Origin of the sequence: Zavarzinia compransoris, from assembly GCF_003173055.1 — a bacterium.
GTDB classification, from domain to species: domain Bacteria; phylum Pseudomonadota; class Alphaproteobacteria; order Zavarziniales; family Zavarziniaceae; genus Zavarzinia; species Zavarzinia compransoris.
In genome coordinates, this window is sequence record NZ_QGLF01000008.1 from 107274 (window position 1) to 127668 (window position 20395).

Consider the following 20395-nt stretch of genomic DNA (forward strand, 5'->3'; position numbering starts at 1 on the left):
GGCTGGAGCATGAGGAGACGACCGATGAGCCCTGTGACAGAGACCCTGCCCGTTCTCGACATTCATCCCGTCGCCGGGCGTATCGGCGCGGAAATTCGCGGCGTCGCCCTCTCGGGCGAGATCGAGGCCGCCACGTTGGCGGCCGTGCGCCAGGCCTTGCTCCGCCACAAGGTGATCTTCTTCCGCGGCCAGGGCCACCTGACCGACCAGGAACAGGAACGCTTCGCCCAGCGCCTGGGCACGCCCGTCGCCCATCCGACCGTGCCCGCGGTGGCGGGGACGGCGACCCTGCTGGAACTCGATTCGAAACACGGCGCCCGCGCCAATTCCTGGCACACGGACGTTACTTTCGTCGATGCCTATCCGGAAGCGTCGATCCTGCGCGCGGTGGTGATCCCGCCGGCGGGCGGCGACACGGTCTGGGCCAATACCGCCTCCGCCTATCTCGACCTGCCGCCCGAACTGCGGGAACTGGCCGACCGGCTGTGGGCCGTGCACACCAATCTCTACGATTACGCCGCCGCGCGCCCCGACCTCGGCGAGGATGCCCGGCGCGCGTTCCAGGCGGTGTTCGCCTCGACCGTCTACGAGACGGAACACCCGGTGGTCCACGTCCATCCCGAGACCGGCGAGCGGAACCTGCTGCTCGGCCATTTCGTCAAGCGTTTCAAGGGCTTTTCCGACGCCCATTCGCAAAGCCTGTTCCAGATCCTGCAAGCCTATGTCACGCGCCTGGAGAATACGGTGCGCTGGCGCTGGACGGTGGGCGACATCGCCATCTGGGACAACCGCCAGACCCAGCATTACGCCATCGACGATTACGGCAGCCAGGACCGCATCGTCCGCCGGGCGACGCTGGCCGGCTCGGCGCCGGTCAGCCTGGACGGGCGGCCCAGCGTGACCCGGGTCAACGGCGACCTCCTCCGCCGGCCGGCCGCGGCGGAATAGGGCGGGGGACCGTGGCCGCCGTCGACGTGACCTTGCCCGCGCTGCCGGGCGCCCCGGCCCGGCGGGCCCGCTGGCGCGGGCTGGGGCGGGCGGCGGCGGGGCTTGCCGTGCCGCTGCTCCTGCTCGGGGCGTGGCAGGCGGCGCATGCCTACGGCCTCGTCGCCGAACAGGTGCTGCCGGCGCCGGCCCTGGTCTGGCAGACACTGCTGGAGGTCGCGGGCAGCGGCGAATTGTCGGACAATCTCTCGATCTCCCTGTTCCGGGTCGCCCTGGGGTTCGTCATCGGCGCGGCGATCGGCCTTGCGCTCGGCGCCGTCATGGGGCTTTCGCCGCGGGTGGAGAGGGTGTTCCGCCCGACCTTGATCCTGATCGCGATCATTCCCGTGGTCGGCTGGCTACCCCTGCTCATGCTGCTGCTCGGCATCGGCGAGGCGTTGAAGATCACCATCATCGCCAAGGCCGCGTTCACGCCGGTGGTGCTGGCCACGATGAACGGTTTCCGGCAGGTGCCCGAAGCCTATTTCGAGGTCGGCCGGGTCTATCGCCTGAGCCGCCGGCAGGTGCTGCGCCGGATCGTGCTGCCTGCGGCCCTGCTGCCGGTCTTCACCGGCCTGCGCAACGGCCTGACCACCGCCTGGGTTACGCTGGTCGTGGTCGAGATGCTGGCCTCGACCGAGGGCATCGGCTACCTGATGGTCTGGGGACGGCAATTGTTCCAGCTTGACCTGATGCTGGCCATGATGGCGGTGATCGGCATCATCGGCTATGTCATGGACCGGGTGCTGGTGACGGCCGAGGCCGGCTTGCAGCGCCGTTTCGGCGGGCGGGTGGCATGATGGCCGCCGCCCGTCCGCCCCGCGGCGTCGCCCTGGTCGAGGGGCTGGCCCTGCCGGTCCTGCTGGTCGCCTTCTGGGACCTGAGTTCGCGCCTCGGCTGGCTGGACGGCCAGGTCTGGGCCGCGCCGGGCGTGGTGCTGGCCGGCGGCGTCGGCCAGGCCTTTGCCGCCGAGACCTGGATCGGGCTGGGTCACAGCCTGTTCCGCCACGCGCTCGGCTTCGTGCTCGGCGCCCTGGCCGGGACCGGGGTCGGTTTCGCCCTCGGCGCGTCGCGCGTCTTCGAGCGCTTGTTCGGGCCGGTGCTGAACGCGACCAAGCAGGTGGCGATCTTCACCTGGATTCCCCTGATGTCGATCTGGCTCGGCACCGGCGAGACGGCCAAGGTCGCCTTCGTCGCCCTGGCGGTGTTCTTTCCCCTGATGATCAGCGCGGCCGAAGGGGTGCGGGCGATCGATCCCCGCTTCGTCGAGGTGGCGCGGGCCTTCCGCCTGACCCGGTGGCAGCGCCTGCGCCGGCTGGTGCTGCCGGGAGCGATGCCGGCGCTGGTCGGCGGCGTGCAGGTCGGCCTGATCTATGCCTGGCTGGCGGTCATCGGCGCCGACTATTTCTTCGAGGCGGCACCCGGCCTCGGCAGCCAGATGCTGAACGCCCGCGACCAGTTCCGCATGGATATCCTGGTTTTCGACATGCTGGTGATCGGCGGCGTCGGCCTGCTGTTCCTGCGCCTTGCCGGCGCGCTCGAAGCCCGGGTGCTGCGCTGGCGCCCGCGCGCCGCCCGCTGAAAGGACCGGGCCATGACCCTTGCCATTCGTGACGTTACCAAGCGCTTCGGCCCGGGCGGGGCGGCGCTGACCGCGCTCGACCGGGTCAGCATCGATGTCGTGCCCGGCGAATTCCTGGTGCTGGTCGGCGCCAGCGGCTGCGGCAAATCCACCCTGCTGCGCCTGATCAGCGGCCTCGACACCGCCTATGAGGGCGATGTGCTGCACGATGGCGTGCGGATCGCGGGCACCAGCCTCGCGCGCGGCATCGTGTTCCAGGATCACCGGCTGTTCCCCTGGGCGACGGTCGAGCAGAACATCGCCCTCGCCCTGGAAAATGCCGATCTCGCGCCGGCGGAAAAGCGCCGGGCGGTGGCCGAACATATCGCCCTCGTCGGCCTTGCCGGCTTCGAGAAAGCCTTTCCGCATCAATTGTCCGGCGGCATGGCGCAGCGCGCGGCGATCGCCCGCGGCCTCGTCGCCCGGCCCGGGATCCTGCTGCTGGACGAACCTTTCGGCGCGGTCGACGCCCTGACCCGGGCGCGCCTGCAAACCGAGTTGCAGCGCATCTGGGAACAGGAAGGGATCACCATGATCCTGGTCACCCATGACGTCGAAGAGGCGGTGTTCCTGGCCGACCGGGTGGTGGTCATGTCGCCCCGGCCGGGCCGCATCGCCCGCATCGTCGAGATCGACGCGGCGCGCCCCAGGCATCGGATCGACAGCGATTTCAGCCGCCACAGGGCCGAAATTCTCGCCGCGCTGGGGGCACCGCTGTAAGTGCGGCCAGATTTAACATTTTCTCATATTGACCACTGCGGAAAATTTCTAACAATGATGTTAAAATAATTTTTCACCTAAATTGTACTGTGTAAATGGCCCGCCCAGGCGGTGCCGCAAGGAAGGCGAGAGATGACGACGGTGGCTTGGGACGATGTGGCGACGGCGGTGGCGGTGCGTCGCCGGCCGGCGCCCGAAACCTGGGGGATCGCGGCTTCGGTCGCGCTGCACCTCGTCCTCGGCGCGGTCATTCTCGATGCCAGTGTCGAGCCGCCGCCGGTGCCGGAAGAGGCGCCGGTCGAAATGGTCCTGGTCGCTCCCGAGCCCCAATTGCCGCCGGTGCAGGACGTGGCCGAAATCCCGCCGCCCCAGGCGGTGGAACCGCCCCCGCCGGCAGCCGTCGAGCCCCCGCCGCCGGTCGAGGCCGCCCCGATCGAGCCGCCGCCCCCGCCCGTTATCGCCGAGGTGCCGGAAGAAGTGGTGGCCGCACCGCCCCCGCCGCCCCCGCCGCCGCCGAAACCCAAGGTGGTGAAGCCCGCCCCGCCGAAGCCCGCGCCGCCGAAACCGGCCGTGGCGGCGCCGGTGCCGTCGCCGGCCCCGGCCGTGGCCAATCCGGTCCCGGCGGCCGTGATCGCCCCGCCGGCCCCCCAGCCCCCGGGGATCCCCAGCGATTACGTGAAGGACGTGCGCGGCCGCATCAGCCGCTATGCCCTGAACCGCTACCCCCGCGCCGCCCAGTTGAAGGGGCAGGAGGGGCGGGTCGGCTACACCCTGACGCTGGCCCCGGACGGCCGGCTGCTGTCCTTCGAGATCACGCCCTCCGGCATCGAGGCCCTGGACAAGGCGGCGGCCGAGGCCCTGCAGAACGCCGGGCCCTATCCGAAACTGCCCGAACTCGGCGCCGCGTCCTACAAGCTGACCGGCGCCATCGTCTACAAGCTGAATTGAGCATCCAGGCGATGTTGAAACTTACAGGAGTTGCCGCATGAATCCCGAAACCCCGGTCGAGGCCCTGGGCGCTGCCGCGCCGGCCCACGCGCTGTCCGCCCTCGAATTGTTCTATCAGGCGGATACGGTGGTGAAGACCATCATGATCCTTCTGGTGCTGGCGTCGGTCTGGAGCTGGGGCCTGATCTTCGCCAAGCTGGTGAAGCTCAATCGCCTGCACGGGCGGGCGCGGGGCATTCTCGCCGCCTTCCAGGCCGACGGCTCGATCGCCGGGCTGGGCCGCCGGCTGGCGGTTTTTCCGTCCGATCCGTTCCGATCGGTCTATGACGCCATGGTCGGCGAATGGGACAAGAGCCGGAAGGAAGGCCTCGACCAGGGCGATGCCAACAAGGACAGCCTGAAGGAACGGGTGCACCGCATCGGCCAATTGGCCGCCGGCGCCGAGGTGGAACATCTGCAGCGCGGACTGACCGTGCTTGCCACCGTCGGTTCGGTCGGGCCGTTCGTCGGGCTGTTCGGCACGGTCTGGGGCATCATGAACTCGTTCCAGGGCATTGCCGCGACCAACAACACCAGCCTGGCCGTGGTGGCACCCGGCATCGCCGAGGCGCTGTTCGCCACCGCCCTCGGCCTGGTCGCGGCGATCCCGGCGGTGGTCGCCTATAACCGGGCGGCGGGCGATGTCGGGCGCTATTCCAAGCGCCTGAACACGCTGATCGGCACGTTCGACGTGAACCTGTCCCGTCACCTCGCCGCCGGCCGGCCGCTGGTGATCGAGGGCGGGACCGCGGCGGACGTCCCGCTCGGCCAGCCGCTGGCGGGGAGGGCGTGAGATGGCCTTCTCCCTGAAATCCGGCGACGACGACGACGACCTGGGCGGCGCGATCAGCGAGATCAACGTAACCCCGCTGGTCGATGTCATGCTGGTCCTGCTGATCGTCTTCATGGTCGCCGCGCCGATGATGACCATCGGCGTGCCGGTGAACCTGCCCACCGCCTCGGCCCAGCCGCTGATCGAGCAGAAGCCGCCGATCGTGGTCAGCCTCGACGGTGCGGGCAAAGTCTATGTCGACAAGGCCGAAGTGGTGCCGGCGGAGCTGATCGCCCGCATCCGGGCCGAGGCCGCGGGCGAGCCCGACCGCCGCATCCATGTGCGCGGCGACAAGACCCTGCCCTACGGCCGGGTGATGGAAGTGATGGGCCTCATCAACGAGGCCGGTTTCACCAAGGTCGCCCTGGTCTCGGAAACCCGGGCCAAGCCCTGACCTGACGCGCCTACCGGTGCCGGAAGGCGGCGCCGGCGTGGCGCTCGGGCAGGTGGGGGCCGTCGCCGGGGAAGAGTTTCCGGCGCAGGGGCCCCTCGCCATAGGCGGTCTTGAAGCGGCCCCGGTTCTGCAATTCCGGCACCAGCAGGTCGACCAGCGCGTTCAGGGATTCCGGCACCACAAGGCGGGCCAGATTGAAGCCGTCGACCCCGGTTTCATCGACCCAGGACAGAAGTTCGTCGGCCACCGCCGCCGGATCGCCGACGACGAAGGGGCCCCGCGCGCCGATGCCGTTGAAACCGATTAGGTCGCGCGGGGTGATCGGCGCCGCCGCCTTCGTGGTGATATTCTCGACGAAGGATTGGATCGAATTGCTTTTCTCGTGGCGGATGGCTTCGTCCAGCCTGTATTTGGCGAAATCGATGCCGGACCAGCCGGAAACCAGCGCCAATTGGCCGATGGGGTCGATATGGGCGGCATAATCCGCCGCAAGGTCGCGGGCTTCGGCCGCGGTCGGGGCGATGACCACGGTGGCGCCGAGGAAGATCACGATATCCTCCGCCCGCCGGCCGAAGGCGACGGCCCGGCGGCGGATGGCCGCAACAGCATCGCGCACGATCGCCTTGGTCTGGCCGTTCAGGAACACGCATTCCGCGTGGCGGGCGGCGAAATCGCGGCCCCGCCCGGACGAGCCGGCCTGATAGAGCACGGGGGTGCGCTGGGGCGAAGGCTCGCTCAGGTGCGCGGCCTCGACCTGGTAATAGGGGCCGTGGTGGCTGACGGTATGGACGCGGGCGGGATCGGTGAAGCGGCCGAGGGCCTTGTCGCGCAGCACCGCGCCCGGTTCCCAGCTGCCTTCCCATAATTTGTAGACCGCGGCCATGAAATCGTCGCCGGCGTCATAGCGCTCGTCGTGGCTGCGGACGGTGCTTTGGCCCATGCCGGTGGCCGCCGACTTCAGGTAACCGGTGACGATATTCCAGCCGATGCGCCCGCCGGTCAGGTGATCCAGGGTCGAGAAGCGCCGGGCGAATTGATAGGGCTGCTCGTAGGTCAAGGTCGCGGTGATGCCGAAACCGATATGGCTCGTCGCCTGGGCCATGAAGGGCACGACCATGAAGGGATCGTTGGAGGGCGATTGCGCCCCCGTCGCGATCGCCGCATCGCGGCTGCCGCCGTAGACGTCATAGGTGCCGAAGACATCGGCCAGGAAAACACCGTCGAACAAGCCGCGCTCGGCCGTGCGGGCGAGATCGGCCCAATAGCCGGGCGTCGTATAATCGAGGGAACGGTCGCGCGGGTGCTGCCACAGGCCCGCCCAGGAATGGCTGGGCGTGTTCATGTGAAAGGCGTTCAGCCTGATTTCCTTGGCCATGGTGGAACTCGATCAATTATAGGGCGGGCCGCCGCCGTCGACGAGAAGCGAGGTGCCGTTCACGAAACGCGCGGCGTCCGACAGCAGGAAGGCCGCCGCCTCGGCCACGTCGCCGGGCAGGCCGGGGCCGGGGATGGAACTCTCGGTGTTGTAGCGCGCCGTGCCCGCCTTGGTCGCCTCCATGCCGGCGAAGCGGGGCGATTGGATAGGGCCGGGGGCGATCACATTGCTGCGCACCCCCTGCGGCCCGAAGCGGCGGCCGAGGCCGATGACGAGCAGGTCGAGCGCCGCATTCACGCTGGCGCCGGGAAAATGCTGGGGTGGCGGATCGATGCCGCCGCGCCCGCCGATGATGACGATGGAGCCAGCGCCCTGCGCGGCCAGATGGGGCGCCACTGCCCGGACGGGGCGGACCGTGCCCAGCAGCTTGGCCTCCAGCACGCGCTGCCAGTCCTCGTCGGTCAGGTCCAGGAAATCGCCGAAGGCGCCGACATTGGTGCTGGTGACGAGGCCGTCGATCCGGCCGTGGCGCGCCAGCAGGGTCGCGAGGGCGGCGCGCACGGCGCCATCGTCCCGCACGTCCAGGGGCAGGCGGTCGATGGCGGCGGTGCCGAAAGCCGTCTCGGCCACGCTGCGGCCGGAGGCGATCACCACCGCCCCCCGCGCGGCCAGCACAAGCGCCGTCGCCTTGCCCAGGGCGCCGGAAGCGCCGGTGATCCAGATCACCTTGCCGGTCAGATCCTGTGTCATGGCCGGCCCTCAGAAAAAGGAAGCATTGGGCAGGGGGCTGCCGTCGATGACATAGGCGCCGATGGCGCGCGCCTTGTAGGCGACCGGGTTATGGGACGACAGGGTGCGGATATTCCGCCAGTGCCGGTCGAGGCGGGTTGCCTGCCGCGCGGCGGACGCCCCGCCGACATCGAACAATTGGCCGGCGGCCGCGATCGACAACTCGTCGAGAACCACCTTGGCTTTCGCCGCGCGAAGGCTGGCTTCGCGGTAGAGGGCGGGATCGGGGTGGCCGGCCTCGGCGCTGTCCTGCGCCCGGCCCAAGGCCTCGACCGCGCGGAGAACCGCCGCCTCGGCGACATAGGCAAGGCTGGACAGGCGGCCGATCGTCTGTTGCAGCAGGGGATCGTTGGCCGGCACGGGATCGACCGCATGATAATAGTTCCGGCCCCGCCCGCGCAGGAGATCGGCGCCATCCCGGACGATGGCGCGCAGGATCCCGGTGATGATCGCGGTCAGGTAGATCTGCGGGAAGGTCGCCTCGAAGGGCAGCTTCAAGTCTTCCTCGCCCTGGTGGATCACCTCGTCGGGGGCGACATGGACGGCGGTGAAAGTGGTGGTGCCGCTGGCCGTCAGGCGCTGGCCGATGCCGTCCCAATCGTCGGTAGTGTCCACACCGTCGCGACCGACCGGCACCATGGCGGCCACCGGCTCGCCCGCCGGCGTATAGGCATAGACGAAGATGTAATCGCCATAGTGATTGCCGGTGCTGTAATACTTCCGCCCGTTCAGGACATAGGCATCGCCCCGGCGTTCCAGCACGGTCGCGCCATTGCCCTTGCCGATATGCTGCACGCCCAATTCGCTGGCGCCGAGACCGAAGAGGTTGCCTGCCGCCGACAGGCGCAGCCAGTGGCGGTACTTCGCATTGTCGCGCGTGCGCAGCGCCTTTTCGACGAAGGCCAGGTGATTGCGGACGATATGGGGGATGTTGGAATCCGCCTCGGCCAGGCGGATCACCGCCTCGAACAATTCGACCAGGCTGGCACCGCCGCCGCCCTCGGCGCGGGGAATGCGGAAGGCGCCGAAGCGGGCCCGCTTCAGAAGGTCCACGGCCGGCTGCGCGCCGATCTCGCCCCGGTCCCGCGCCTCGGCATCGGCGGTGATGGCGGCGATCAGGTCGTCCAGCGCCGCGCTGCCGGGCAGGACTGGTGGAACGTCATTCGTAACGGAACGCAGGGGCGTGGACATGGGCAACCTCGAACACCGATGTCGCCATGGTGGTGCGCCCGCCGCCCGGAGGCGAGAATAATAAACTTCCTGTGTATGAAAGAATTATTGTTTCGAAATCATGTGTTGAATGCTGGCCGGAAGCCCTGCCGCCGGCTATCAATCGGCGGTGGTCAAGGATGGAGGCGGGGCATGGCGCTGCCCGGGAATGCGGTCTGGTTCATCACGGGCTGTTCGTCCGGCTTCGGCCGCCTGCTGGCGGCGGCGGCGCTCGCCCGCGGGGACCGGGTGGTGGCGACGGCGCGCAATCCCGCCACGATTGCCGATCTGGCGGGGGAGCGCGCCTTGGTGCTGGCGCTCGATGTGATCGACGGCGTCTCGGTCCAGGCGGCGGTCGATGCCGCCGTCGCCCGCTTCGGCGGCATCGACATTCTGGTCAACAATGCCGGCTATGGTTACATCGCCGCGGTCGAGGAGGGGGAGGACGCGGGCATCCGCGCCCTGTTCGATGTCAATGTCTTCGGCCTTGCCGATGTCACCCGGCGGGTGCTGCCGGTGCTGCGCCGCCGCCAGGGGGGCTGGATCGTCAACCTCTCGTCCATTGCCGGGATCGCGCCCAATCCGGGGGTCGGCTATTACGCCGCCAGCAAGGCCGCGGTCGAGGGCCTGTCGGATGCCCTGGCGATCGAGGTGGCGCCCTTCGGCATCCGGGTTCTCGTGGTGGAACCGGGGCCGTTCAAGACCGATTTCGCCGGCCGCTCGCTGAAACTGGCGCCCGCCCATCCCGATTATGCCGAGACCCCGGCCGGCCGGCGCCGGGCGGCGGTGGGAGCACCCCAGGGCGGCGATCCGGCCCGGGCCGTCGCCCTGGTGGTGGAGGCGCTGGCGGCGGCGGAACCCCCGCTCCGGCTGGTGGTCGGCGGCAATGCCATCGGCCGCGCCCTGGCCAGGACGGACGCCTTCCGCCGTGATATCGAGGCGTGGCGCGTGCGTTCGGCGGAAACCGACGGTCAGGCCGACAGGGCCTGACGGTGCCCGGCCGCCGGGTGCGGCGACCGCAGGCGGTCGCCCCGGCCGAACAGTTTCTGGCGCAGCGTGCCCTCGGCATAGGCGGTCTGATAGACACCGCGGCGCTGCAATTCCGGGATCAAGTGTTCGATCACATCGGTGAAGGTTTCCGGCATCACCGCGAAGGCGAGGTTGAAACCGTCGACGCCCGTCTCCGCCGCCCAGGCTTGCAGCTCGTCGGCAACGCTGGCCGCCGTGCCGACGCTGACCGGCCCGCGGCCGCCTAGTGCTGCCCATTGCGCCAGTTCGCGAATGGTCCAGACCTTGTTCGGATCGGCGGAGGTGAAGGAGTCGATCGCCGATTGTCCGGCCTCGGTATGGATGCGGCGGAAGGGATCGTCCGGGTCGTATTGCGAGAGATCGATCCCGGTCCAGCCGGAGAGCAGGGCAAGACCCGCTTCCAGGCTGGCGTGGGCGCGGTAATCCTCCAGTTTTTCCCGCGCTTCCCGTTCGGTCCGGCCGAGGATGACGGTGTGCAGGTTGTAGATGACGAGATCCCGGGGATCGCGGCCGAGCGCCGCCGCCTGCTCCCGGATCGCCTTGACGTAGCCTTTCAGCACCGTGCGGCTGGGCCCGCCGATGAAGACGCATTCGGCATGGGTGGCGGCGAACAGCCGGCCCCGGCCCGAGGCGCCGGCCTGGAACAGCACCGGTGTCCGCTGGGGCGAGGGTTCGGACAGATGAATGCCCTCGACGGTGAAATGCGGGCCCTGGTGCTGCACGGGGCGGACAAGGGCGGGATCGGCATAGATCCCCCGGGCCTTGTCCGCGATCACCGCGCCGTCGGCCCAGCTTTCCTCCCACAGCTTGTAGCAGACGTCGAGATAGTCGTCGGCATAGGCATAGCGGTCGTCATGGGCCGTCAGGCGGTCCTGGCCCAGGCTTTTGGCGCCGCTGGCGAGGAAGGAGGTGACGATGTTCCACGCCGCGCGCCCCCCGGTCAGATGATCCAGGGTGGACATGCGCCGGGCGAAGGGAAAGGGATGCTCGGAGGCGGTGGAACAGGTGATGCCGAAGCCGAGATGGCGGGTCACCGCCGCCATGGCCGGCACGATCTGCAGGGGATCGTTCACCGGCACCTGCACCGCATTGCGGATGGCGGTATCTGGCTTGCCGCCATAGACGTCGTAGATCCCGTTCACATCGGCCAGGAACAGGGCGTCGAACAGGCCCTGTTCAAGGAGACGGGCGAGGTCCATCCAATAGGTGAGTTCGCGGTAGCGATGGGACTGGTCGCGCGGATGGGCCCAGAGGCCGGGGGCGAGATGGCCCACGCAATTCATCGCGAAGGCATTGAGGCGGATCGGCCGGGACATCAGAACATCATCACGAGATCGGTGGCGTCGCTGGCAAGATCGGCGGCGCTGCCCTGGTAGGTGACCTGCCCGGTCTTCAGCACCACCGCCCGGTCTGCCAGGGCCAGGGCCTGCTGCACATTCTGTTCGACCAGCAGGATGGACTTGCCCAGGCGGTCGCGGATGTCGCCGACCGTCTCCAGCACGAATTGGGTCATGCTGGGGGAGAGGCCGGTGGAGGGTTCGTCGAGGACGATCAGGCGCGGATCGCTCATCAGCGCCATGCCGATCGACAGCATGCGCCGCTCGCCCCCGGACAGCGTATAGGCGACCTGGGTGTAACGCTCCCTGAGCTTGGGGAAGAGGGTGAGGATATGCTCCAGCCGTTCCTCCACCCAAGCCTTCCGGCCCCAGCGCACCTTGGCGCCGAGGCGGAGGTTGGTGGCGATGCTCAGAGTCGGGAATACCGCATCGTCCTGGAAGGAAACGGCGATGCCGGCATCGATGCGCCGGGCCGAGGGCAGGGGGGCGAGATCGGTGCCGTCCAGCACGATCCGCCCCGACCACGCGGGGATCAGCCCGATCAGCGCCCGAACCAGCGACGATTTGCCGGCGCCGTTGTGGCCCAGCACGGCGGTGATGCTGCGTTCGGGGATGGTGAAGCTGACGTCGCGGATGATGGCGTCGCTGCCGTAACCGGTGACGAGATGTTCGATCGCCAGCATCACGCCCTCTTCTTTTCGCGGTGGCCGAGATAGGTGCGCATGAGACCGTGGTCGCCCAGGATTTCCTCGGGCGGGCCGGCGGCGACGGTACGGCCCTCGTCCATGAAGATCACCCAGTCGGCCAGCTCGCGGACCACGGTCATATTGTGTTCGATCAGGCAGACGGCGCGGTTGTCCACCTTGGCGAAGGCGCGGATGTGATCGAGAAAGATCGACAGCCGCCGGGGATCGACGCCCGAGGTCGGCTCGTCCAGCAGCATCACTTCCGGGTCGAAGGCGGTGATCCGGGCCAGCGACAGCATCTTCCGCTGGGCATAGGAAATCTGGTCCGCCCGCAGGTTGGCATGATGCTGGAGACCGAAGCGTTCGAGCAGGGCCCAGGCGCGTTCCACATTGGCCCGCTCCGCCGCCCGCGCCCGGCCGCCCCGGAACAGCAGGGCCAGGGGATGGGTGCCCGGCTGGTCCAGGCCGGCGGCCAGGATATTCTCGATCACCGTCAGGCCCTTCCACATGCGGACATCCTGGAAGGTGCGGGCAAGGCCGAGGCGGGCGACCGCGGCCGGGCGCTTGCCCGCGATCGCGTGCCCGGCCAGGGTGATCGTGCCGCTGTCCGGCGTCTCGAAGCCGCTCAGCATGTTGAAGGTGCTGGTCTTGCCGGCGCCGTTCGAGCCGATGATGGCGACGATCCGGCCCTTGTAGAGGTCGAGACCGGCATCCGCCACCGCCTGCACGCCGCCGAAATGCTTGGCCAGGCCCCGGGCGCTCAGGATCGGCTTCGTCTCCGGTCCGTGATTGGGCAGGGGCACGACGCGGGGCGCGGAGTCCACCGGCAAGGAGTCCACCGGCACGGGGGCGAATTCATCGTCGCCCTGGGGCGCCGGGGCGGGGCGGGCGTTGCGGTAGCGCGGCAGGCGCTCGGGCATGATGCCGCCGCCGCGCAGCGACAGCATGGCGAGAAGGGCGACGGCGAAGAAGACCTGGCGAAGGTGCGCCGTCATCTCGAAGGGCACCACCAGCACGCTTTCCAGCAGATAGCGCAGCACTTCGAGCAGGGCGATCATGAGCACGGTGCCGAGGGTCGCCCCCAGCAGGCTGTACTGGCCGCCGACGATGAGCATGACGAGGAAGAGAACCGTGGCGTCCAATTCGAACTGGCTGGGGCCGACATAGTTGAAATGATGGGCGAAGAGCGCACCGGCAAAGCCGGTCAGCGCCGCGCCGATGACCAGGATGCCGAGCTTGACCGGCGTCGCCGCGCGGCCATAGGCCTCGACCACCAGTTCATCTTCCCGCGTGGCCCGGACCAGCCGGCCATAGGGCGAGCGGATGAGCCGGGTGCAGAGCAGAAAGGAAAGGGCGGCGAAGCCGATCATCACCGCCAGCTTCAGGACCGGATAGGTGACCTGAAGCGGCCCGAGCGCGATCACGTCCTTCGAGCCCGGCTGCCAGGGGCCGAGCGCGATGCCGGGGATATTGTTCAAGCCGTCCGGCCCGCCGGTGATCTCGAGGTTGATCATGAAGGTGACGAAGATCAATTGGATCGCGAAGGTCACGATCATGAAATAGCGCGCCCGGTCGCGCAGCCCCGGCAGGCCGACCAGCAACCCGCCGACGCCGGCGGTAAGGGCACCGAGCAGCAGCGACAGGGGAAAGGCCCCGGCCGGCAGCAGTTTCACGCTGGCGATGGCCGCGCCATAGGCGCCGAGGCCGTAGAAGACGGCATGGCCGAGGTGCAGCAACCCGCCCAATCCCTTGATCAGCATGTAACCATGGGTGGCGATGGCGAGAATTGCGGCAAGGGTGGCGACGTCGATCAGATAGGACATGCTGGGTCTCCCGCGCTCAAGGCCGCTCGCGGGCGATGGTCATGCCGCCGAACAGGCCCTGGGGCCGGATCGCTAGGGCCGCGATCACCAGGGAATAGGCGATCACCTCCTGCCAGCGCGACGAGAAGGCCCAGACCGCGAGGTGGAAGCAGAGGCCGAGAAGGATGGCGCCCAGCACCGGATTGCGGAACCGGCCGAGCCCGCCGATGATGATCGCCGCCATGCCGAGAAAGACGGGGCTGGTGGCGATATAGGGATCGACGCCGGATTCCGCCGCCTCCGGGATCGCGGCGGCGGCGACGATCAGCCCCGCGACGCCATAGGTCCAGGTATGTGCCACGGCGCTGCTGATGCCGAGGCCCTGGGCCAGGTTGCGGTTGTCGGCGACCGCCAGGATGCAGCGGCCGATGTCGGTCCGCAGGCAGAACAGGGCAACCCCGCCGAGGGCGAGCAGGCTGACCGCGACCTTCACCATCTGCACGGCGTTGAGGCGCGTGCCGGCCACGGTCCAGCCCGGGATGATGTCGTCGATGAAATAGAATTTCTGGGCGGAAACGACAGCGCCGGCACCGTTCTGCGCCGCGATGAAGACCGCCAGCGCCACCAGGACGAGGACGAAGAGGGGCGCCCCGCGCGAGACGAAGCGGCGATAGACCAGCCAGTAGATGGCGATGGCGATGGCCGGCCCGACCGCCAGCGCCGCCAGGGTCGCGACCCAGAGCGGCGCCTGCACTTCCCCCTTGAGATAGAGCACGGTATAGGCCGCGCCGAGATAGACCGCGCCCAGGCCGAAATCGATATGCCCGACCGTGCGCCAGACCAGCGCCAGGGCGAGGGCGACGAGCGAAATGGCAAGGCCGAGAGCGATGCCATTGATCACATAGGGGGTCAGGCTGCCAAGCATGTACTGCCTCCGCCGGAACGGTCCGGCCGGCGGGTGCCGGCCGGATGCGTACGCGTCATTCGAGATCGCTGGCCGCGATCGATTTCACCAGGTAACGGCCGCCGTCCTTCACGCCGAAGACGCCGAGCGGGCGCACGGTCTTGCCGTCGGCAAGGAAGATGAAGTCGTTCAGCGGCGTGGTGACCCGGCTGTCGGCGCGCAGGCGCTCGATCAGGGCGGTGCCGGTGATTTCCTTGCCGTCCGCCTTCAGTTCGTTGGCGATATGGGCGATGGTCCAGCCATAGTCGAAGCCGGCGCCGGCATAGCCGCCGAGCGTGTCCATCGCATCCTTCACCGCCTGCGGCGCCTGATCCGGCGTCACATGGCTGATGAAGAAGAAATTCTGCTCGGCCAGCTTCAGGCGATAGACGTCCGGCGTATCGCCGGCGCTATGGGTGATGTAGAGGCCTTCATAGCCGAGTTCGCGCCCGGCGCGGATCGCCAGCGGCACCGTGCCGCCGCCGATCGGGGCGAGATAGATCGCATCCGGCTTCGCTTCCAGCAGCTTGGTGGTCTGGGCGCGCAGGTCGCTCGGCGCGTTCGGATGGCCTTCCGAGGCGACCAGCTTGATCCCTTCCTTGCCGAATTCGATCTCGCACTGGTCACGGCTTTCGATGCCGAATTCGTAGTTCACATAGAGCACGGCGAAAGTCTTCACCTGCGGGAAATTCGCCTTCAGGTGACGGGCGACGGCGCGGCATTGCAGGGTGGTGACCGCCTCCAACTGCTGGATCAGCTTCGCCTTGGCGGTGACATTCAAGCCTTGCGAGATGGTGAAGGTGGCGACCCCCGCCTCGTCGATCAGCGGGCCGTTCTGGACCAGGACATTGGTGCCCCAGCACAGCAGCGCCTTGATCTTGTCGACTTCGAACGCCTTGGTGAAGGACAGCCGTGCCTGCGCCGGATCGTTGTTGCCGACGTCGACCGGCACGATGACGACCTTCTTGCCGTCGATGCCGCCATTGGCATTGACGCCTTCAAGGGCGAGTTCCGTGCCCTTCAGCAGGGCGGCGGCGAATTTCGCCGGGCCCTGGGCCGTGCTCTGGCAGACGCCGATGGGAAAGCTCTCCTCGGCCCGCGCAGCGGTCGCGCCAAGGCCGAGGGCCAGGGCAAGGGCAGCCCCGCTCAGGGCCGCGAGCCGGCCCAGGGTCTTCGTCACACGCATCATATCCCCTCCATGCCGCGCGGCGGGCCGCGCGGTCGATATCCACGGCCGAATTTGGACGGATGATGTGTGTTCTTGAAGCCAATTAAATTATCGATGGTGAGAAATGGAAATTTTTACTGACGTGTTCTGTTTTAATTGAACAGCCTGTCCCGCAGCGTCCCGGCCGGATAGGCCCGGCGGAACACGCTGCGTTCCTGTAGATGCGGGATCACCCCGGCCACGAACTCGCGATAAGTCTCGGGCAGGAAGGCGGGCGAGACGACGAAACCGTCGCAGGCGCCGGACAGGAAGATCGCCGCCAGTTCCTCCGCCACCTCTGCGCCGGTGCCGCAGATCTGGGGCACCATCACGCTCTGGCCGTATTCCCGGCCGACATCGGCCAGCGTCATCTGCCGTTCGCGGGCGATGCGCGAAACCATGGCGAGATTGCCCTGGGTGCCGCTGCCGCGCAATTCGTCGACCGGGGCCTCGATGGGAAAGCCCGCAAGATCGACATTGGCATGGCCGGACAGGGTGGACAGGCCGACGACGGGGGAAACCAGGCTGTTGTGCAGGTCGCGCTTCGCTTCCGCCGCCGCCCGGGTTTCGCCGATGAAGGGCATGATCGCGGGCAGCACCTTGCAACTGTCCGGCGCCCGCCCGGCCTCCACCAGCGACGCGCGGATACTGTCGGTGAAGCGCCGGCGCGACGGCTGGTCGGGCGCCAGGGTGAAGATCACCTCGGCCCATTTGCCGGCGAAGCTGCGCCCCCGGTCGGAGGAGCCGGCCTGGATGATCACCGGGCGGCCCTGGGGGCTGGCCGGGATATTCAGGGGGCCGCGGGACTTGAAGTAACGCCCCTCGTGGTTGACGTAATGGACCTTGGCCGGATCGGCGAACAGGCCCGTCTCGCGGTCCAGGATCAGGGCGTCCCTTTCCCAGCTGTCCCACAGCTTGAAGGCGAGGTCGAGGAATTCGTCGGCGCGGTCGTAACGCTCGTCGTGGCCCATGTGGCTGTCGACGCCGAAATTCGCCGCCTCGCCGTCGTTCATCGAGGTGACGACATTCCACGCCGCCCGCCCGTCCGACAGGTGATCCAGGGTGCGGAATTCCCGCGCCAGGTTATAGGGCTGGTCATAGGTGGTGGAGCGCGTGGCCCCCAGCCCCAGGTGCCGGGTCACCGCCGCGATCATGGACAGCACGGGGATCGGGTCCAGGCGCGTCGCATCCTGGTCGCCGTGGCGGAGCCCAGTGTCCTTGTCCGCGCCGAAACGGTCGCCGATGCCCAGGCGATCGGCGAAGAACAGGAGGTCGAAACAGCCGGCCTCCAGCGTCCTGGCAATATCGAGATAATAATCGGCGCTGAGAAAGGGCAGGGGCCGGGCCGGGTTGCGCCAAAGGGCATGGCTGTGCACCACCGGGCCGGCGATCAGGAAACCGGCAAGGGACATCTGGCGGGCGCGGTCGGACATGGGCTGCCTTCATGTAACATAAACGGTATCCGGCGGGCGCGGGCCGCCGGCCGGCCATTTGCCGCCGCCCGGGGCCGGCCTTGCAAGAAAGGAATTCTTGGGCCGGGCTAAAGCGCGGCTTTCCATTAAGCACAGATGGAATTCGGAAAAAATTTGTTTGTCGGGTCACGATTGTAATTGCCTTGGCCGAAAGCGGTGCCTGCGCGGATAGTCCGGCTGGAACCGGCAACGCAATGGAACACCGCATTGTCCATCATCACCCCTGCGCGGGAAGATCAGGCGCCCCTGGCGCGGTTGCAGGCCCAGCCCCTGGTGCTGGGCCTGTTCCTGCCGCTATACGCCGGCGGCTGGACGGTGTCGGACGCCCCGCGCGGCACCGACTGGACATTCGACTACAACGCCCGCCTCGTCGCCCGGGCGGAGGCGATCGGCTTCGACCTCGCCTTCGGCTTCGCCAATTGGCTGGGCAAGGACGGTTTCGGCGGGCGCACCCGGTTCCGGGCCAATTCGCTCGATTCGCTCGCGTCCAGTGCGGCGCTGGCGGCGCGGACCTCGCGCATCGTGCTGCTGTCCACCGTGCATGCGCTTTACGGCTGGCATCCGCTCAATCTGGCGCGGATCGGCGCGACCCTCGACCACATCACCGGCGGGCGCTGGGGCGCCAATCTCGTCACCGGCTTCCTGCAGGGCGAGGCCGATAAATTCGGCCAGGCCCCCATCGCCCATGACGAGCGCTACCGCCTGCTCGACGAATTCTCGACCATCGTCGAAAAGCTCTGGACCGAGGATGAGGAACTGGATTTCCAGGGGGCGCGCTGGTCCTTGAAGGGGGCCTATGTCTCGCCCCGGCCGGCCCATCGCCGCCCGCTGCTGGTGAGTGCGGCTTCGTCGGATGCCGGTTTTCGCTATGCCGCGCGCCATTCCGACCTCGTCTTCATCACCAGCCCGGCGGGGGCCGCGATCGAGGCTGCGCTCGACGTGCTGCCGGCGGTGAATGCGCGGCTGAAAGCCTATGCGGCGGAGGAAGGCCGGCGCCTTCAGACCATCATCAACCCCCATATCATCGCCCGCGACAGTACGGCGGAAGTGGAGGCCGTCCACCGCCGCATCGTCGAGGGCGCCGACGAGGCGGCGCTGACCGCCTTCGTCGAAGGCTTCTCCGGCGGCGATTCCAAGTCCTGGTCCGGCCACCGGCGCGAGCAGCGGATCATCGGCGGCAATATCCAGATCTTCGGCACGCCGGAACAGGTGGTGGAGCAATGCCTGCGCCTGAAGGCGGCGGGCTGCGACGGCATCCAGGTGAACTTCTTCGATTACGAACCGGATCTAGAATTTTTCGGTGCCCGCATCCTGCCCCTGCTGCGGCAGGCGGGATTGCGCCACTGAGGGAGCAGCGACATGACGACGAAAATCCCCGCGATCACCCCCGCCACGCTGCGCCAATGGCTGCATGACGGCGGTGAACTGGCCATTCTCGACGCGCGGGAAGAGGAGAGTTTCTCCGCCTCCCACCTGCTGCATGCCGCCAACCTGCCGCTGTCCCGGCTCGAAGTGCTGGCGCCCGCGCTGCTGCCCCGGCCGGCGGTGCGGCTCGTGCTGACCGATGCGGGCGAGGGCGTGGCGCAGCGTGCCGCCGTTCGGCTGGCGGATTTCGGCTATACCGGCGTCCATGTCCTTGAGGGCGGCAACGGCGCCTGGGCGGCGGCCGGCCATCCGCTCTATGCCGGCGTTCATGTCCCGAGCAAGGCTTTCGCCGAAGTGGTGGAACATGAATGGGGCACGCCCTGGATCACCGCGCGCGAGCTGGCGGACCGGCGGGCCCGGGGCGAGAAGATCGCCCTGCTCGATGCCCGCCCCTTCGAGGAACACCATAATCACACCGTGCCCGGTTCCATCTTCGCGCCCGGCGCCGAATTGCCGTTCCGGATCGCCGATCTGGTGCGCGATCCGGACGAACTCGTGGTCGTCCATTGCGGCGGGCGCACGCGCAGCATCATCGGCGCCCAGGCCCTGATCAGCGCCGGCCTGCCCAATCCCGTGGTTTCCCTGAAGGATGGCACCATGGCCTGGGCGATGGCGGGGCTCGACCTTGCCATTGGCGCCGAGGGGCGGCCGCCCGCCACCGTCTCGCCCAAGGCCCGGGCCTTCGCCGAAGTGGCCGGGGCCCGCGTCGCGGCCGAGGCCGGGGTTCGCACCGTCGCCCGCTCGGAACTCGAGGCGTGGCAGGCGGCGGGCGAGCGCACGCTCTATCTCTTCGATGTCCGTACCCCGGCGGAATATGGCGAGGGCCATATGCCCGGCAGCCTGTCCGCCCCCGGCGGCCAATTGGTGCAGGAGACGGACAGTTTCGCCGCCGTGCTCGGCGCCCGTATTGTGCTGGTCGACGATGCCGGCCTCGGGCGGGCGCGGATCACCGCCTTCTGGCTGAAGCAATTGGGCTTTGCGGATGTCTTCGTCCTCGATGGCGGCCTTGGCCAGGGCGCCCTGGAAACCGGGCCGGGGACGCCCCGCGTGCTCGGCCTCGCCGGGATCGAGGACGAGGATATCGAACGCGTCTCGCCCCAGCGCCTGCTGGCCCTGCTGGGCGATCGCGGGGTCGAGGTGATCGACCTGGCGCTGAGCAAGGCCCATAAGGCGGGGCATGTGCCGGGGGCGCGCTTCGGCATCCGGGCCCGGCTGGCGGACCATCTGCCCGAAGGGGCGGAGGCGCTGGTGCTGACCTCGGAAGACGGCACCTGGGCCCGGCTGGCGGCGGCGGATCTCCGGGCGGCCGGGGTCGCCGGCGTGCCGGGGCGGCCGCGCCTGCTGCTGCTCGGCGGCGGCAACCGGGCCTGGGCGGCGGCGGGCCAGCCTTTGGAAAAGGGCATTCCCCACCCGCTCGATACGGTGGACGACGTCTGGTTCACGCCGCGCGAACGGCCGGGCGACACCACCAGCCACATGATCGATTACCTGGATTGGGAGGTGAAGCTGCTGAGCCAGTTGAACCGGGACCCCGACAATCGTTTCCGCCTGCTGCGCCAGCCCGTTGCCGTCTGAGGACCCGT

19 protein-coding genes are annotated in these 20395 nt (G+C 68.5%); 10 read left to right on the forward strand and 9 right to left on the reverse strand.

From position 1 onward, the window contains the following. Positions 1-24 precede the first annotated feature (24 nt). The 7 genes from DKG75_RS21900 to tolR all read left to right on the forward strand — a co-directional run bounded on the left by DKG75_RS21900 (position 25) and on the right by tolR (position 5538). The gene (locus DKG75_RS21900; RefSeq protein ID WP_109923326.1) at positions 25-948 is read left to right on the forward strand and encodes a TauD/TfdA dioxygenase family protein; all 924 of its coding nucleotides are present in this window, start codon (positions 25-27) and stop codon (positions 946-948) included. A gap of 11 nt (positions 949-959) precedes the next feature. Continuing rightward, entirely contained in the window at positions 960-1784 is an 825-nt protein-coding gene (locus DKG75_RS21905) for an ABC transporter permease (protein WP_109923327.1), read from the forward strand. Further along, positions 1781-2566 (forward strand): ABC transporter permease, encoded by a 786-nt coding sequence (locus DKG75_RS21910; protein WP_208111903.1) that lies wholly within the window; start codon positions 1781-1783, stop codon positions 2564-2566. The genes DKG75_RS21905 and DKG75_RS21910 overlap by 4 nt, the downstream gene beginning before the upstream one ends. 12 nt (positions 2567-2578) lie before the next feature. Beyond that, positions 2579-3325, forward strand: a complete 747-nt coding sequence (locus tag DKG75_RS21915; RefSeq protein ID WP_109923329.1) for an ABC transporter ATP-binding protein — start codon at positions 2579-2581, stop codon at positions 3323-3325. A gap of 132 nt (positions 3326-3457) precedes the next feature. Then, entirely contained in the window at positions 3458-4273 is an 816-nt protein-coding gene (locus DKG75_RS21920; protein WP_109923330.1) for an energy transducer TonB, read from the forward strand. Between the two features lie 37 nt (positions 4274-4310). Next, on the forward strand, positions 4311-5105 hold the full coding sequence (locus tag DKG75_RS21925) for a MotA/TolQ/ExbB proton channel family protein (protein ID WP_109923331.1): 795 nt from the start codon (positions 4311-4313) through the stop codon (positions 5103-5105). Position 5106: 1 nt separating this feature from the next. Beyond that, positions 5107-5538, forward strand: coding sequence for a protein TolR (gene tolR, locus DKG75_RS21930; RefSeq protein WP_109923332.1), 432 nt, complete (start codon positions 5107-5109; stop codon positions 5536-5538). A gap of 10 nt (positions 5539-5548) precedes the next feature. Here tolR and DKG75_RS21935 read toward each other — a convergent pair whose 3' ends face one another. The 3 genes from DKG75_RS21935 to DKG75_RS21945 are packed head-to-tail and all read right to left on the reverse strand — an operon-like array spanning position 5549 to position 8893. Further along, positions 5549-6913, reverse strand: a complete 1365-nt coding sequence (locus DKG75_RS21935) for an LLM class flavin-dependent oxidoreductase (protein WP_109923333.1) — start codon at positions 6911-6913, stop codon at positions 5549-5551. 12 nt (positions 6914-6925) lie between these two features. After that, entirely contained in the window at positions 6926-7663 is a 738-nt protein-coding gene (locus DKG75_RS21940; RefSeq protein WP_109923334.1) for an SDR family NAD(P)-dependent oxidoreductase, read from the reverse strand. 9 nt (positions 7664-7672) lie between these two features. Then, positions 7673-8893, reverse strand: a complete 1221-nt coding sequence (locus DKG75_RS21945) for an acyl-CoA dehydrogenase family protein (protein ID WP_109923335.1) — start codon at positions 8891-8893, stop codon at positions 7673-7675. 171 nt (positions 8894-9064) lie between these two features. Here DKG75_RS21945 and DKG75_RS21950 point away from each other — a divergent pair, with 171 nt between their 5' ends. Then, positions 9065-9901: an oxidoreductase gene (locus tag DKG75_RS21950; RefSeq protein WP_109923336.1), complete on the forward strand. Its 837-nt coding sequence runs from the start codon at positions 9065-9067 to the stop codon at positions 9899-9901. Here DKG75_RS21950 and DKG75_RS21955 read toward each other — a convergent pair. From DKG75_RS21955 to DKG75_RS21980, 6 genes are all read right to left on the reverse strand, one after another. After that, positions 9883-11256, reverse strand: a complete 1374-nt coding sequence (locus DKG75_RS21955; RefSeq protein ID WP_109923337.1) for an LLM class flavin-dependent oxidoreductase — start codon at positions 11254-11256, stop codon at positions 9883-9885. The genes DKG75_RS21950 and DKG75_RS21955 overlap by 19 nt on opposite strands. After that, a complete protein-coding gene (locus tag DKG75_RS21960) occupies positions 11256-11960 on the reverse strand; it encodes an ABC transporter ATP-binding protein (RefSeq protein ID WP_109923338.1) in 705 nt (234 codons plus the stop codon). Before DKG75_RS21960 ends, DKG75_RS21955 begins: the two co-directional genes overlap by 1 nt. After that, positions 11960-13786, reverse strand: a complete 1827-nt coding sequence (locus DKG75_RS21965; RefSeq protein WP_109923339.1) for a branched-chain amino acid ABC transporter ATP-binding protein/permease — start codon at positions 13784-13786, stop codon at positions 11960-11962. The genes DKG75_RS21960 and DKG75_RS21965 overlap by 1 nt, the downstream gene beginning before the upstream one ends. A gap of 16 nt (positions 13787-13802) precedes the next feature. Continuing rightward, positions 13803-14690, reverse strand: coding sequence for a branched-chain amino acid ABC transporter permease (locus DKG75_RS21970; protein WP_109923340.1), 888 nt, complete (start codon positions 14688-14690; stop codon positions 13803-13805). Between the two features lie 55 nt (positions 14691-14745). After that, positions 14746-15888, reverse strand: a complete 1143-nt coding sequence (locus DKG75_RS21975; RefSeq protein ID WP_166646305.1) for an ABC transporter substrate-binding protein — start codon at positions 15886-15888, stop codon at positions 14746-14748. Between the two features lie 140 nt (positions 15889-16028). Beyond that, complete coding sequence (locus DKG75_RS21980) at positions 16029-17348, reverse strand: LLM class flavin-dependent oxidoreductase (protein WP_109923342.1); 1320 nt, start codon at positions 17346-17348, stop codon at positions 16029-16031. A gap of 246 nt (positions 17349-17594) precedes the next feature. Between DKG75_RS21980 and DKG75_RS21985 the strand changes: the two genes are divergently transcribed. After that, entirely contained in the window at positions 17595-18734 is a 1140-nt protein-coding gene (locus DKG75_RS21985) for an LLM class flavin-dependent oxidoreductase (protein ID WP_109923343.1), read from the forward strand. Positions 18735-18746: 12 nt separating this feature from the next. Then, the gene (locus DKG75_RS21990) at positions 18747-20387 is read left to right on the forward strand and encodes a rhodanese-like domain-containing protein (protein ID WP_109923344.1); all 1641 of its coding nucleotides are present in this window, start codon (positions 18747-18749) and stop codon (positions 20385-20387) included. Positions 20388-20395: the final 8 nt, after the last annotated feature.

What these genes read in the sequence shown, in the direction of transcription:
- DKG75_RS21980 (WP_109923342.1), bottom strand. Translation starts at nt 17,348, where the DNA reads ATGTCCGACCGCGCCCGCCAGATGTCCCTTGCCGGTTTCCTGATCGCC.
- DKG75_RS21955 (WP_109923337.1), bottom strand. Translation starts at nt 11,256, where the DNA reads ATGTCCCGGCCGATCCGCCTCAATGCCTTCGCGATGAATTGCGTGGGC.
- DKG75_RS21950 (WP_109923336.1), top strand. Translation starts at nt 9,065, where the DNA reads ATGGCGCTGCCCGGGAATGCGGTCTGGTTCATCACGGGCTGTTCGTCC.
- DKG75_RS21960 (WP_109923338.1), bottom strand. Translation starts at nt 11,960, where the DNA reads ATGCTGGCGATCGAACATCTCGTCACCGGTTACGGCAGCGACGCCATC.
- DKG75_RS21940 (WP_109923334.1), bottom strand. Translation starts at nt 7,663, where the DNA reads ATGACACAGGATCTGACCGGCAAGGTGATCTGGATCACCGGCGCTTCC.
- DKG75_RS21945 (WP_109923335.1), bottom strand. Translation starts at nt 8,893, where the DNA reads ATGTCCACGCCCCTGCGTTCCGTTACGAATGACGTTCCACCAGTCCTG.
- DKG75_RS21990 (WP_109923344.1), top strand. Translation starts at nt 18,747, where the DNA reads ATGACGACGAAAATCCCCGCGATCACCCCCGCCACGCTGCGCCAATGG.
- DKG75_RS21910 (WP_208111903.1), top strand. Translation starts at nt 1,781, where the DNA reads ATGATGGCCGCCGCCCGTCCGCCCCGCGGCGTCGCCCTGGTCGAGGGG.
- DKG75_RS21925 (WP_109923331.1), top strand. Translation starts at nt 4,311, where the DNA reads ATGAATCCCGAAACCCCGGTCGAGGCCCTGGGCGCTGCCGCGCCGGCC.
- DKG75_RS21920 (WP_109923330.1), top strand. Translation starts at nt 3,458, where the DNA reads ATGACGACGGTGGCTTGGGACGATGTGGCGACGGCGGTGGCGGTGCGT.
- DKG75_RS21900 (WP_109923326.1), top strand. Translation starts at nt 25, where the DNA reads ATGAGCCCTGTGACAGAGACCCTGCCCGTTCTCGACATTCATCCCGTC.
- DKG75_RS21915 (WP_109923329.1), top strand. Translation starts at nt 2,579, where the DNA reads ATGACCCTTGCCATTCGTGACGTTACCAAGCGCTTCGGCCCGGGCGGG.
- DKG75_RS21965 (WP_109923339.1), bottom strand. Translation starts at nt 13,786, where the DNA reads ATGTCCTATCTGATCGACGTCGCCACCCTTGCCGCAATTCTCGCCATC.
- tolR (WP_109923332.1), top strand. Translation starts at nt 5,107, where the DNA reads ATGGCCTTCTCCCTGAAATCCGGCGACGACGACGACGACCTGGGCGGC.
- DKG75_RS21935 (WP_109923333.1), bottom strand. Translation starts at nt 6,913, where the DNA reads ATGGCCAAGGAAATCAGGCTGAACGCCTTTCACATGAACACGCCCAGC.
- DKG75_RS21970 (WP_109923340.1), bottom strand. Translation starts at nt 14,690, where the DNA reads ATGCTTGGCAGCCTGACCCCCTATGTGATCAATGGCATCGCTCTCGGC.